The sequence below is a fragment of the Streptomyces sp. NPDC016562 genome (assembly GCF_043076955.1).
Lineage (GTDB): Bacteria > Actinomycetota > Actinomycetes > Streptomycetales > Streptomycetaceae > Streptomyces.
The window spans coordinates 551,636-564,806 of the sequence record NZ_JBIBRZ010000002.1 but is presented as its reverse complement, the minus strand read 5'-3'; the positions used below and the strand labels follow the sequence as shown (position 1 = coordinate 564,806).

The following is a 13,171-nucleotide window of genomic DNA, read 5'->3' as shown; positions in this document are numbered from 1 at the left end:
GTCCTACGGCCGGTCGCCGGGGCCCGGTCTATCCGCACAGGGCCTTGTCCACGGCGTCCTTCACGTGCTGCGTGGCCGCCTCGCCCTCCGGGATGGCGGTGACCGCGACGTTGGCGGCGCGGCCGTCGTCGGTGACGCCGCCCCGGGTCTCGAAACCGGCGATGTCGCCGCCGTGGCCCCAGTAGACGCCGCCGCACGACAGGGGCCTGCTCGTCAGCCCCAGCCCGTAGCGCAGACCGGTGGTGCCGGCGGGGACGGTCGTGCGCATCTCGGCGAGCTGGGCCGGCGGGAGGAGGCGGCCGGCGAGGAGCTCGGTGTAGAAGCGGTTGAGATCGGAGTTGGTGGAGATCAGCTGGCCCGCGGCCCATCCTGCGGAGGGGTCCATCTCCGTGAAGTCGCGCAACGGCCCGTCCTGCGGGCTGCGGTGGTAGCCCTGGGGGTGCGGCTCGCGGATGGTCATGTCGCCGGGGGCGGGGAAGTAGGTGTGGCGCAGTCCGATGCGCTGGATGATGCGCCGGTCCATCTCCTCGGCGAGGGGGCGGCCGGTGATCTTCTGGACGAGCAGGCCGGCCAGGATGTAGTTGGTGTTGCTGTACCCCCACTTCTCCCCCGGAGCGCCGTCGGCCTTGTACCGGAGGGCTAGGTCGAGGAGCTCGCGCGGCTCGAAGTACCGGTTCCTGATCTCGCCGTCGTCGACGTGGATCCCGTACTCGGGGAGTCCGCTGGTGTGCTGGAGGAGGTGGCGGACGGTGATGTTGCGTCCGTCGATCCCGTCTCCGCGGACGAGGCCGGGGAGGTGGGTGTCGATGAAGGAGTCGAGGCCGATCTTGCCTTCGGCGACCAGTTGCAGGACCACGACCGCGGTGAACGCCTTGGTGTTGCTGCCGATCCGTATCCGGCCGTCCCTCGGCACCTTCGAGCCGGTGGCCAGGTCGCCTACTCCTGCGGTGTAGGTGCGGGTGCGGCCGCTGCGGTCCTTGACGCTCGCCAGCGCGGCGGGCATCCCGTCGTCGCGCACGAGTGCGTCCAGGGCCCGCTGGACGGCGTCGGGCCGTGCGGCGGCAGACGCGGAGGCGGAGGAGAGAGCGGAGACGGCGGAGGCGGAGGCCGAGGCGAGGGCGGTGGGCGGGGCGAGGACGCCCAGGGTGATGGCGCCGACGGCCACGGCGGCCACGGCCGCGGCCGACGCACCTCGTCGGCGCCTGCCGCCGCCCTGCTGCCGGTCCGAGTGGCGGCGGCCCTGCCGGCTCTGAGCACGCATGAGTCAACTCCTGGGAGGTGGTTGGCGTTTGGTTTCTGGGCACGATCCTGCTTCGCGTGGGCAGGGGGCCGCATCGCGGGAAGGCGGGAGAAGACGCTCCCCCGATCGGGGGAGGCGGCCGGTGAACGGCGCCGCGATACTGGCGACCATGATCAGCAAACTCCGGCCGCTACTGCGCGGCTCCACCTATGCGGGAGCGCTGTTCGCCTTCGGCGGCGCGCTGGCAAGCCTTCCGCTTCTGCCTTTCGCCCTGGTGCCGGCCCTGTCGTGGCCCTCCGCCCCCGAGAGCGTGCAGATCCTCCTGCTCCTGCTGGTCTGGGCGGTACTGGTCGCCTTGGTGGGGCTGGCGCGTCCCGTGCGGCGGGCGCTCGTCGTCTCCACCCGTCGGCTGCTGCGGGTGCAGCTGCCGGATCCGGTGGCCGGGCGCCGGGCTTCCGGTTCCTTCGCCCCCGAGCGCTGGCGGACCCCGCTCTGGATGGTCCTGCACGTGGCCGTCGGGTGGACGGGGGCGCTGGCGAGCGGGGTGCTGTTCATCCTGGGCGTCTCGCTGCCGGGGAACTGGCTGGGCGGCGAGGCGCGGGCGACGCTGTGGGGCACGTCGGTCCGGGTGTCGGGCGGGTGGAGCTGGGTGGTGGCTGCCACGAGTCTCCTGCTGGCGGCGGCGGTGTGCGTACTGGTGACCAAGACCCTGCGGTGGTCGGCGCCCCGGCTGCTGGGACCCTCGGCCGCCGAACGGCTCGCCCTGGCCGCCGAACGCGAACGCCTCCTGGCCGAACGCAACCGCATCGCCCACGAACTGCACGACTCCATCGGCCACACCCTCACCGCCGCCACCATCCAGGCCGCCGTGGCCGGCGAGGTCCTCGCCGCCGACCCCACCGCCGCACGAGCCGCCATGCGCAGCATCGAGGAATCCACACGCGCCGCACTGGAGGACCTGGACTACGTCCTGGGAGTGCTCCGCGAGGAACAGTCCGGCACCGCGCCGACCCGGACCCTGGCCGACCTCCCCGAACTCCTCGACCGCCTGCGCCACGCGGGCGCCGTCGTCGAACCCGAACTGTCCGGCGACCTCACCCACGTCCAGGGAACCCTCTCCCGCGCCGCCTACCGCATCCTCCAGGAAGCACTCACCAACGCCCTGCGCCACGGAACCGGCGACCCCATCCAGGTCCACGTCACCGCCACCCCCGACGGACTGGACCTCACCGTGATCAACCGAACCGGCGCACCCACGGGCACCCGTAGCGACACCGGCACCAGCCCGCGCACCTTCCCGACCTCCGGCCACGGCCTGTCCGGACTGACCGAACGCGTCAGACTCCTCCACGGCCAGTTCCAGTCCGCCCCCGACGGCCCGCACCACTGGCGCCTCGCCGTCCAGCTGCCCGTACGGGGCGCCGCGTGAGCGGATTCGACCCGGGAGACGGCACGGACCGCCCCGTAAACCCGAGCCCCGCCGTCACCCTGCTGATCGCGGACGACGACGAGGTGACCCGCAGCGGCCTGAGCATGCTGCTCTCCGCACAGCCGGGGATCACGGTGGTCGGCGAGGCCGCCGACGGCATCGAGGCGGTCGAACGGGCGGGCAGCCTGCGGCCGGACGTGGTCCTGATGGACGTCCGGATGCCGCGCCTCAACGGGATCGACGCCACCCGCCGGCTGCTGTCCGAAGCGGCCGACCCGCCGAAGGTCGTGGTGATCACCACCTTCGAGAACGACGGCTACGTCACCGCCGCCCTCAGCGCGGGCGCCAGCGGCTTCGTCCTCAAGCGCCTCCCGGTCCGCCGGATCGCCGAGGCGGTCCGGGTGGTGGCGGCGGGTGAGGCGGTCCTCTTCCCGGCCGCGCTCGGCCGCATGGTCACCCCCCGCCCGCTGGGCTCCGCCGAGGCCCTGCCGCGGGCCGCCCTGACCGGCCGGGAGGAGGAGGTGCTGCGCCTGATGGCCACGGGGCTGTCCAATCCGGAGATCGCGCAGTCCCTCACGGTGAGCCTGGAGACCGTCAAGACCCACGTCGGAAGCGTGCTGACCAAGCTCGGCGCACAGAACCGGACCCACGCGGTCGTGATCGCGTACGAGTCCGGCCTGGTGGTCCCGGGCTTCGCCGGCTGACCGACTTCCGCGCGTCAGGCGGTCACCCCGCTTGACAATGCGTCATGCACCTGACAGCAGTGGCTCTGCACCGCTCTGCACCCCTTCCCTGAACGGCACGCCACCCCGAAGGAGCGATCAGCGCATGACCCACCCCGAGAGCGCGGGACACGACTACGACGTCGTCATCAGCGGAGCCAGCCTCGCCGGCAGCGCCGCGGCCATCCTGCTCGCCCGACGCGGTGTTCGCGTCGCCCTGCTGGAACGCCGCTCGGACCCCGAGGCGTACAAGGTGCTGTGCACCCACTCCCTCACGGCCAACGCCTACCCGGTGCTCGACGAGCTCGGCCTCGTCCCCGCCCTGGAGAAGGCCGGAGCCGTCCGCAACACGGCCCGCTGGTACACCCGTTGGGGCTGGATCGAGCCGAGGGCGGCGCCGCAGGGCCCCGAGCTCCCGTACGCGTACAACGTCCGGCGCAGCACCCTCGACCCGCTGATCCGGTCCCATGCGGCCCGGACCCCCGGCGTCGACCTGCTCCTCGGCCACCAGGTGAACGGGCTGATCCGGGAGGCCGGGCGGACCGTGGGGGTGCGCGCCTCGACCCGCCAGGGCGAGGTCGAGATCCGGGCCCGGCTGGTGGTCGGCGCCGACGGCAAGGACTCGGCCGTGGCGAAGTTGGCCGGGGTACCCGCCCAACTGCACGAGAACGGGCGGTTCGGTTACCTCGCGCACTTCCGCGGTCTTCCGCTGCCCGGCCAGAGCGCCCACACCTGGTTCCTCGAACCCGACATGGCCTACGCGTTCCCCAACGACGACGACGTGACGGTCGTCGCCGTGCTCCCGGACAAGAAGCGGCTGCCGGCCTTCCGGGAGGACCTGGAGGGCAGCTTCCTCGCCTTCGTCCGCGCCCTGCCCGAGGCGCCGGCCATCGACTCCGCCGAGCGCATCACGAAGATCATCGGCTTGGTCGACTACCCGCTCCACAGCCGCCGGCCGACCGCCCCGGGCCTCGCCCTCATCGGCGACGCCGCCCTGACCGGCGACCCCCTGTGGGGGGTGGGATGCGGGTGGGCCCTGGAGTCCGCGCAGTGGCTGGCCGAGGCGGTCGCCCCGGCCGCGGCCGGCCGGGGCGACCTCGACGGGGCACTCACGGTGTACGCACGCACGCACCGGCGCCGGCTGCGCGGTCACCAGCAGCTGGCCGCCGACTTCGCCACCTCCCGTCCGTTCAACCCCGTGGAGCGGCTGATGTTCTCGGCGGCGGCCCGCGACGCCTCGCTGGCCCGCCACATGCACCGGTTCGGATCCCGCCTGATCGGTCCGCTCCGCTTCCTGAACCCCGTGGCCCTGGCCAGGGCTTCGGCCGTCAACCTCAGGCACCGCGCGACGCCTGCACCGACGGGTGGCACGGACGGCCGCTGAGCTCCGCCGGACCGCCGGCGCACGGCATGCGCCGGCGAAGCGGACGCACAACCGGTCAGCGGCAGCCGGCTCACCCGGCCTGACGTGGTGTCATGGGTTCTGCGGCGCGGTGCTCCCCCCGGGTTCCGCCGGGGTGTGGATGCGGCCGTCGCGCAGTTCCACGACCCGGTCGGCCAGTTCGATCAGGTGGGGGTCGTGGGTGGCGACGAGGACGGTGACGGACTGGCTGCGCACCACCGCGCGCAGCAGCTCCATGATCGACCGGCCGGTCTCCGAGTCCAGCTGGCCCGTGGGTTCGTCCGCGATGATCAGGTCGGGGTCGTTGGCCAGGGCGCGGGCCACCGCGACGCGCTGCTGCTGGCCGCCGGAGAGTTCGCCGGGTCGCTGCTCGGCGTGGTCCGCGAGGCCGACCAGGGCGAGGAGGGTGCGGGCGCGTTCCTCGCGTTCCCGGGCGGGGACGCGGCGCAGGCGCATGGGCACGCCGACGTTCTCGGCGGCGGTCAGGACGGGGATCAGGCCGAAGGACTGGAAGACGAAGCCGATGCGGTCGCGGCGCAGGGCCAGCAGGTCCGGCTCGCCCAGGGCCGCCAGGTCGGTGCCGTCGAGGGTGATCCGGCCGCCGGTCGGGGTGTCGAGCCCGCCGACGAGGTTCAGGAGGGTGGTCTTGCCGGAGCCCGACCTGCCGCGGAGCGCGGTGAGTTCGCCGCGGTGGACCTCGAAGGAGACGCCGCGCAGGGCGTGGACGGCCTGCGGTCCGCTGCCGAAGCTGTGGTGTACGTCGTCGACGACCACGATCGGCGTACCGTCGTCCCCGCGCGCCGTCGAGGTGGCCGATGCGCCTGACGCGGCTTCTTGATGGGCCTTCATGATCCGTGCTCCCCCGTCGAGTTGTCCGCCGGGCGCCCCCGGGCCCGGGTGCCGCGTGTTCCGCGCGCCGCAAGTTTCTGATCGCATTTGCGCATCTGTCGCACCATTCACGCAAGCCCCTTCCCTCTATCGATCAAATCTGAAAACATCGTCCGCTATCCGGTACCGAGGGTCCGGACGGGGGAGGAACACCACACGTGCTCGGCTTCGTCGTGCGCCGACTGCGCGGGCGATGGCCGCTCGCCGTCGCCGTACTGCTCACCGTATTGATCACCGCGACCGCTCTCACCGCGCTGACGGCCTTCACCCGCGGCGTCGGGGAGGAAGGGCTGCGGCGGGCCCTGACCGGGCCGGAACAGCCGCGGACGGCCGTCGTCGTCACCAGCGGCCATCCCGCCTCCTCCCGCGCCAAGGACGACGAGGCGGTCCGCGCCTTCGCGGGCGAGGTGTTCGGGCGGCTGCCGGTGGCCTCCGAGAGCGTGGCCCGCAGCCGCTCCTACGGGCTCCCCGGCACGGCCGCCTCCGGCCGCGACGCCGACCTGACCCTGCTCGCCGCGCTCAGCCGCGACCGCGTCCACCTGCTCGCCGGCCAGTGGCCCGCCCCGGCCCCCGCGGCCGGCGCAGGCGCCCCGGCGGCACCGACGCAGGTGGCCGTCCCGCGCGCCGCGCTGGCGCGCCTCGGCCTGAGCGAGTCGGCCCTGCCCGCGCCGCTCCGGCTGGACGACCGCTTCGACGGACCCCCGCTGACCGTGCTGGTCACCGGCGTGTACCGGGCCGCCGATCCGGACGCCGGGTACTGGCGGCTCGACCCGCTCGGCGGCCGGGAGATCCAGGGCAACACCTTCGCCACCTACGGCCCGCTCCTGGTGGACGACAGCGCCTTCACGACGGGCGGCCTCCTCCAGGACTACCGGCTCACCCTGCTGACCCCGGACCTGCGCACGATCCGCGCCTCCGAGGCCGAGGCCGTGCGGACCGCGGCGAACCCCGCGGCCGCCTCCCTCGAACGCGCCACCTCGCTGCGAGTCGCCACCGAACTCCCTCAGCTGCTCGGCGAGTTGGACTCCGGCATGCGCGTCGCCCGGTCCACCCTGATGATGGGCGCCCTCCAGCTCACCGTCCTGTCGAGCGCCGCGCTGCTCCTCGTCTCGCACATCCTGACCGTCCGCCAGGAGCCCGAGCGCGTCCTGCTCACCGCGCGCGGCGCCTCCCGCCGGCGCCTCGGCGCGCTGAGCGCAGCGGAGTCGCTGCTGCTCGCCCTGCCCGCGGCCGTCCTGGCGCCGCTGCTCACCCCGCCCCTGCTGCGCCTGTTCGCCCGCATCGGGCCGCTCGGCCGGGTCCACCTGGAGATACCGGACACCTGGCTGGTGTGGCCGGTCGCGGCCGGCTGCGCGGTGGCCTGCGTCCTGCTGACGACCCTGCCCTCCGTCCTGCGCGGCGCCTCGGCCGCCGTCCTGCGCCGCGTGGGCAGCCGGCAGGCCCTGGTGACGGGCGCCGCCCGCTCCGGAGTGGACCTCGCCGTGGTGGTCCTCGCCGTCCTCGGCTACCAGCAGCTGTCGCAGTACGGGGGTACGGACACCGCCCCGGCCGGCGGCGGGCTCGGCGTCGACCCGGTCCTGGTCGCCGCCCCCGCCCTGGCCCTGTGCGGCGGCACCCTGCTGGTCCTGCGGCTGCTGCCGTTCGCGGCGCGGGCCGGGGGACGGCTGGCGGCGCGCGGCCGGAGCCTGGGCCCCGCCCTGTTCGGCTGGCAGCTCGCGCGCCGGCCCGGCCGGGCCACCGGGCCCGTGCTGCTGCTCGTACTCGCCGTCTCCAGCGGGATCCTGGCCCTCGGTCAGCACACCGCCTGGTCCGCCTCCCAGCGCGACCAGGCCGACTTCGCGACCGCGGGCGGCCTGCGGATCTCCGGGAGCAGCATGTCCCCGATGGGGCAGGGCGGACGGTACGGGGCCCTGCCGGGCGCGGAGCGCCTCATTCCGGTGGCCCGCCGGGAGCAGCAGCTGCCGGGCGGGGGCGTCGCCGACCTGGTCGCGCTGGACGCCGCCAAGGCGGCCGAAGAGGTATCGCTGCGCGCGGACCTGCGCGGCGGCCGGGAGATGCGGGAGCTGTTCGCCCCGCTCGCCGGGGGCGACCCGCACGCCCCGGCGGCCGCCGGCTTGGCAGGCGGCTCCGGATCGGCCGGAGCCGCCACCACCTCCGCGCAGGGACCCGGTGTCGCGCTGCCCGGCTCGCCCCGCCGGATCGACCTCGACGTGACGCTGCGGTCCTCCGGGACGAGCTGGGCGGCCGTGAGCCTGCTGCTGCGCGACCGGTTCGGGGCGACCTACGGGACGCCCGCGGTCACGCTGCCCACCAGCGGCGAGGCCACCCTCCCCTTCCTCCTGGACGCCCTGACCGGCGCCCCGGTCGGCTCGGCCGCGACCCCGCTGACGCTCGCGGGGATGCGCCTGTCCTACGCCGGGGACGGCGGACCGCCGGGCGACGGGAGCGAGCTGACCCTGCGCCGGATCGCCGTCTCCGACGCCGTGGACGGGGCACCCGTACCGGTCGCCGTGTCCCCGCCCGCGGGCACCGGCGGCTGGCAGGCGGCCCCCGCGCAGGGGCCCGGCTCCCAGTGGGCCCCCGTACCCTCGCCCGTCCCGGCCGGTTCCACGGACCTGCTGCGGCTGCGCTTCCGGGGCGGGGTGGGCACCGAGAAGGGTGTCACCGCCGTCCTGTTCCCGACGCCCTCCGCGCCGCCCGCCGCCGCGGTCCCGGCCGTCGCGACCACCCGCTACCTGCGGTCCATCGGCGCCTCCGTCGGCGCGACGGTCCCCGTCACCCTGGACGGCGCGACCGTCCCGATGCGGATCACCGCCGCCGTCGACTCCCTGCCCGTGGCCGGAGGGACGGCGCTCGCCGTCGACCTGCGCACGCTCGGCCGGTTCCTGCTGGAGTCCTCCGGTCAGCAGCCGGTCGCGCCCACCGAGTGGTGGCTGCCCGCCGCCTCGGCCGCCGACCCGGCCCCGGCCCGCGCGGCGGCCGAGCTGCGCGCGGGGGGCAGGACCGAACGCGTCCAACTGCGCGAGGAGATCACCGCGCGCCTGCTCGACGACCCGTTGAGCGCCGGCTCGCAGAGCGCGCTGATCGCCCTCGCCCTCGCCAGCGCGGTCCTGGCGGCCATCGGGTTCGCGACCTCCACCGCCGCGGAACGGCGCGTGCGCGGCCGGGAGTTCTCGGTGCTGCTCGCGCTCGGCACACCGCGCCGGTCGCTGGCCGCGGCCTCCGCCGCCGAGGGCGGGGTGCTGATCGCCGTCGGCACCGCCGTCGGGGCGGGTCTGGGTGTCGCCCTCGTGCACCTGATGGCGCCCCTGATCGTGCTGACTCCCGCCGCCGGGCGGCCGTTCCCGCCCGTACGGGTGGACATGTCGCTCGCGCAGATCGTGCTGACGGCCGCCGCCATCGCCGTGGTTCCCCTGCTGTCGGCCGCGCTCAGCGGCCCCCGGGGCCGCGACATCGCCGGCCGGCTGCGTCCCGTGGAGGAGATGTGACCACCCCGCCGCCCGCCACCCCGCGGTCGACCACCCCGCGGTCCGCCACCCCGCCGTCGGCCGACCCGCCGTCCGCCAGCCCGCCGTCCGGCCCGGGCCCCCGCCCGCGGCCCGCGCCGTGGGTCCGGACCCGGCTGCGCGCGGCTCCGCTCGGTGCCCTGCTCGCCGCCGCGCTGGCGTTCGTCGCGGTCCTGCTCGCCGCCGCGTTGCCGCGGGCCCAGGACCGGGGCGCCGACCAGGCCCTGCGGTCCTTCCTGGAGCACACCGGAGCGGGCCGCACGAGCCTTCAGGTGACCGCTCCGGCGCCGGCGTCCGGGCAGAGCGCGGGGGCCCTGGACCGGACCCTGACCAGCCTCCTCGCCCGTACCGGGAACACCTTCCGCGTCGACCCCGACGCGGTCGTCCACGGCACGCGCACCGTCAAGCGCCAGCCGCTGCTGAATCCTGAACTGTCCCGCCCGCACCGCCTCGCGCCCGAGATGTCCCTGCTGTACATCGCGCAGGCGCGGGACCACGTGAAGCTGGTGGAGGGGCGCTGGCCGAGCGACGACCCCCGGCCCGCCGGTACCGGCGCGGACGAGCCGCCGCTCCGGGTCGCCCTGTCCAAGGAGGCCGCCGACACCATCGGCGCCCGCGTCGGGTCCGTCCTCAGGAGCGCACCCCTGACCGGTGGCACCGCGTCCGTGGAGGTCACGGGCCTCTACGCGGTCACGGACAAGACCGCGGACGTCTGGGTGAACGCGGACTGCGTCCCGCGCGCCTGTAAGAAGTTCCTCGGGGAGAGCTACCTGTGGGAGGCCGACGCCCTGATCGGCGCCGGCGACCTCGGCCGAATGCACCTCTGGGCTCACGACGCCGAGGACTTCTGGCGCCTCCCGGTGGACGTCGGCACGCTGCGCGCCGACCGGCTGGACGCCACGAAGGAGGAGATCGCCTCGTACGTGGCCGGTCCCACGGCCGCCGCCCTCACCTTCGAAACCCGCCGCGAGCGGCTGAGGACCACCGCGTGGCTGCCCGAGCTGCTGGAGCAGGCCCACGCCCGCACCCAGGCCGCGACGCCACTCGCGGCGATCGGGCCCGCCGGGGTCGGGGGCGTCGCCTTCGTCGTGCTGTGCCTGGCCGGCGCGCTCGCCGGGGACCGCCGCGAGGCCGAGCTGCGGCTGCTGCTGGCGCGGGGCGGCTCGCGCGTGGGCATCGTCGGCCGGCTCGTCGGGGAGGGCGCCGTCACGGTGCTCCCGGCGGCCGCGGCGGCCACCGCGCTCGCCGTGCTGCTGCTGCCGACCCCCCGACTCGCCCCCGCGCTGATCTCGGCCGCGGCCGTCGCCCTGGTCGCGCTGCTGGCCTTCCCGGTGCGGGCGGCCGTGATGCTGTCCCCGCGGCGCCCGGCCGGGCGGTGGCGCAGGCCCGTGGCCGAGCTGCTCGTGCTCACCGCCACCGCCGCCGCCGTGCTGGAGGTCCGCCGCCGCGGGGTCGCTCCGGCCGGGGATGACCCGGACCCGCTGCTGGTCGCGGCTCCCCTGCTGCTCGCCCTGTGCGGGGGGCTGGTGCTGGCCCGGCTGCTGCCGCTGGTGACCGGGCTGCTCGCTCGGGCGGCCGGGCGCCGCCCGGGGCTGGTCGGCTTCCTCGGGCTGGCGCGGGCCGCCCGCGGCTCCGGCAGCCGGGGCACCGGAGCCGACGGCGGCCGGAGCGGTCCGTCCGTCCTCTCCACGGTCGCGCTGCTGCTCGCCGTCACCACGGGTGGCTTCGGGGCGGCCGTACTGGAGTCGGTGGACTCCTCCCGGCTCGGGGTGGCCCGGCTGACGGTCGGGGGCGACGCGGCGATCTCCGCGTACGGCAAGGCACTGCTCCCCGACGGCCTCGCGAAGGCCGCGGGCGAACTGCCGGGCGTACGGACGTCCGTACCGCTGTGGATCGACCACGACTCCACCCTCCTCGGCGGCCCCAAGGGCTCCACCCAGGTCACCGTGATCGTCGCCGAGCCGGCCGCGTACGCGGAGCTGTCGCGCGCCCTCGGCTGCGGCTCCTTCGACCCCGGTCTGCTGTCCGGCGGCGCGGCGCAGCCGGCCGACGCGCCGGTGCCCGCGCTGGTCAGTTCCGGCCTGGCGGGGCGGGCCGGCGCGCAGGACGCGTACGTACTGCGGCCCGGCGACGGCCGCGAGCTGCGGGCCCGGGTCGCCGGCGTGATCGACTGCACGCCGGCCCGGCCGGCCCGGGACGCCGCGACCGTCGTCCTGCCGTCGGGCCCGGCGACGGCCCTCATCGGCGCCGACCACCCGAACCGGTGGTTCGGCCTCGGTTCGCCGGACGGGGAGCGGCTGCGCGCCCTGGTGCGCGCCGCGCTCCCGGCGGCGCCCACCGGGCCGGCCCCGGCGGCCACAGCGGCGCCGGCTGCCGCGACGGAGGGTGCCGCCGCGGGGCAGCCCCCGGCTTCCGGGGCGCAGCCCGCCGACGAGGTGTATCCCGTACGCACCAGCGCCGACGTCGTCGCCGAGCTGGGCGCCGATCCGCTGCAGCGCTCGGCTCAGCGTCTCTTCTGGGCCTCCGTGGCCGCGGCGGCCGGCTTCGCGCTGCTGGCGGTGCTGCTGACGCTGATGCGGACCGTCCCCGAACGGGCGGCGCTGCTGGCCCGGCTGCGCACCATGGGCCTGCGCCGTCGCCAAGGCGTGGCGCTGATCCTGGCCGAGACGCTGCCGCAGACCGTGGCCGCGGCGCTGGGCGGCGCCGGGGTGGCGGCGGCCGCGGTGGCGCTGCTGGGCCCGGCGCTGGACCTGTCCACGCTGGTGGGCACGCGCGTGCCGACCGGCGTACGGCTCACGGCGTGGCCCGTACTGACCCAGGCCCTGGGCCTGGCCGCCCTGGTCGCCGCGGCCGTACTCGTCGAGGCGGCGACCTCCGGGCGGCGGCAGATCACCACCGAGTTGAGAGCGGGAGACCAGCGTTGAACAGCGACCAGCCGACGTACGAGGAGCTGCGCCGCCGGGCGAGCGCCGCCGCGGAGCCCCGCAGCACGGCGGTGGACGCCGCGATCGCCTGCGACCGTCTGGTGCGGATCTTCAGCACGGACGGCATCGAGGTGCAGGCCCTCCAGGGGCTGGAGCTGACGGTCGCGCAGGGCGACCTGGTGGCCCTCGTGGGTGCGTCGGGCAGTGGCAAGTCCACCCTCCTGAACATCCTGGCGGGCCTTGACGTCCCGACGGCGGGCAGCGCGGCGGTCGCCGGCTACGACCTGCTGGAACTGTCGGCGCGGGACCGGCTGCGCTACCGGCGCGAAGCGGTCGGGTTCGTCTTCCAGCAGACGGCCCGCAACCTGCTGCCGTTCCTGACGGCCGCCCAGAACGTGGCCCTGCCGATGCAGTTGAAGGGCGACCGGCCGCGGCGCGGCGCGGGCGCACGGCGCTCCGCCCGGGTCGCGGAGATCCTGGACGCCCTCGGGATCGGCGACCTGGCGCACCGGCGCCCGGCGGAACTGTCCGGCGGGCAGCAGCAGCGCGTCGCGATCGCCGTGGCGATGGCCAACGACCCCAGGGTGCTGCTGGCCGACGAACCCACCGGCGAACTGGACTCGGAGACGGCCGCGGCGGTCTTCGAGACCTTCCGTACGGTCAACAAGGAGCTGGGCGTGACGGTGGTGATCGTCACGCACGACGCCATGGTGGCGGGCGAGGTCCGCCGCACGGTGGCGATCCGCGACGGCCGCACCAGCAGCGAGGTCCTGCGCCGCCTGGTGACCGACGAGCACGGCGAGGAGTCGATCAGCGAACGCGAGTACGTCGTCCTGGACCGCTCGGGGCGCGTCCAGCTCCCCCCGAAGTTCCTGGAGGCCCTGGGCATGGAGCACCGTGTGGCGGTCGACCTGGCCCCGGACCACATCGAGCTGCGCCCCGACCGCAGCTGAGGGCCGTCCGGAGGGGACCTGAGGGCCGTCCGGAGGGCCTTGCGGACTGTGTGCATGGGCCCGTCACCCGGCGGGAAGACGCCGGTAGGTACGGGGTAGTGCTCGTG

General features: G+C 75.6%; 8 protein-coding genes. 6 read left to right on the top strand and 2 right to left on the bottom strand.

Translation table 11 applies throughout. The features are described 5' to 3' along the window. Positions 1 to 28 precede the first annotated feature (28 nt). The gene (locus tag ACF059_RS10330; RefSeq protein WP_392054177.1) at positions 29 to 1,261 is read right to left on the bottom strand and encodes a serine hydrolase domain-containing protein; all 1,233 of its coding nucleotides are present in this window, start codon (positions 1,259 to 1,261) and stop codon (positions 29 to 31) included. Between the two features lie 148 nt (positions 1,262 to 1,409). On the opposite strand from ACF059_RS10330, the gene ACF059_RS10325 reads away from it, so the two are divergent. The 3 genes from ACF059_RS10325 (at position 1,410) to ACF059_RS10315 (ending at position 4,775) form a co-directional block, all read left to right on the top strand. Further along, the gene (locus ACF059_RS10325) at positions 1,410 to 2,669 is read left to right on the top strand and encodes a sensor histidine kinase (RefSeq protein ID WP_392054174.1); all 1,260 of its coding nucleotides are present in this window, start codon (positions 1,410 to 1,412) and stop codon (positions 2,667 to 2,669) included. Beyond that, positions 2,666 to 3,373, top strand: coding sequence for a response regulator (locus tag ACF059_RS10320; protein ID WP_392054171.1), 708 nt, complete (start codon positions 2,666 to 2,668; stop codon positions 3,371 to 3,373). The genes ACF059_RS10325 and ACF059_RS10320 overlap by 4 nt, the downstream gene beginning before the upstream one ends. Positions 3,374 to 3,497: 124 nt before the next feature. Next, positions 3,498 to 4,775, top strand: coding sequence for an NAD(P)/FAD-dependent oxidoreductase (locus tag ACF059_RS10315; protein ID WP_392054168.1), 1,278 nt, complete (start codon positions 3,498 to 3,500; stop codon positions 4,773 to 4,775). A 90-nt stretch (positions 4,776 to 4,865) separates the two neighbouring features. On the opposite strand, the gene ACF059_RS10310 is transcribed toward ACF059_RS10315, so the two are convergent. Beyond that, a complete protein-coding gene (locus ACF059_RS10310) occupies positions 4,866 to 5,642 on the bottom strand; it encodes an ABC transporter ATP-binding protein (RefSeq protein ID WP_392054165.1) in 777 nt (258 codons plus the stop codon). Between the two features lie 197 nt (positions 5,643 to 5,839). Between ACF059_RS10310 and ACF059_RS10305 the strand changes: the two genes are divergently transcribed. From ACF059_RS10305 to ACF059_RS10295, 3 genes are read left to right on the top strand one after another with little or no spacing between them, the layout of a single operon-like run. Beyond that, positions 5,840 to 9,169: an FtsX-like permease family protein gene (locus tag ACF059_RS10305; protein ID WP_392054163.1), complete on the top strand. Its 3,330-nt coding sequence runs from the start codon at positions 5,840 to 5,842 to the stop codon at positions 9,167 to 9,169. Then, positions 9,166 to 12,111, top strand: a complete 2,946-nt coding sequence (locus ACF059_RS10300) for a hypothetical protein (RefSeq protein WP_392054161.1) — start codon at positions 9,166 to 9,168, stop codon at positions 12,109 to 12,111. The genes ACF059_RS10305 and ACF059_RS10300 overlap by 4 nt, the downstream gene beginning before the upstream one ends. Next, a complete protein-coding gene (locus ACF059_RS10295; RefSeq protein WP_392054158.1) occupies positions 12,108 to 13,064 on the top strand; it encodes an ABC transporter ATP-binding protein in 957 nt (318 codons plus the stop codon). Before ACF059_RS10300 ends, ACF059_RS10295 begins: the two co-directional genes overlap by 4 nt. Positions 13,065 to 13,171 lie beyond the last annotated feature (107 nt).

Excerpts from the sequence above, each read along its gene's own strand:
- ACF059_RS10315 (WP_392054168.1), top strand. The coding sequence starts at position 3,498 with ATGACCCACCCCGAGAGCGCGGGACACGACTACGACGTCGTCATCAGC.
- ACF059_RS10310 (WP_392054165.1), bottom strand. The coding sequence starts at position 5,642 with ATGAAGGCCCATCAAGAAGCCGCGTCAGGCGCATCGGCCACCTCGACG.
- ACF059_RS10325 (WP_392054174.1), top strand. The coding sequence starts at position 1,410 with ATGATCAGCAAACTCCGGCCGCTACTGCGCGGCTCCACCTATGCGGGA.
- ACF059_RS10330 (WP_392054177.1), bottom strand. The coding sequence starts at position 1,261 with ATGCGTGCTCAGAGCCGGCAGGGCCGCCGCCACTCGGACCGGCAGCAG.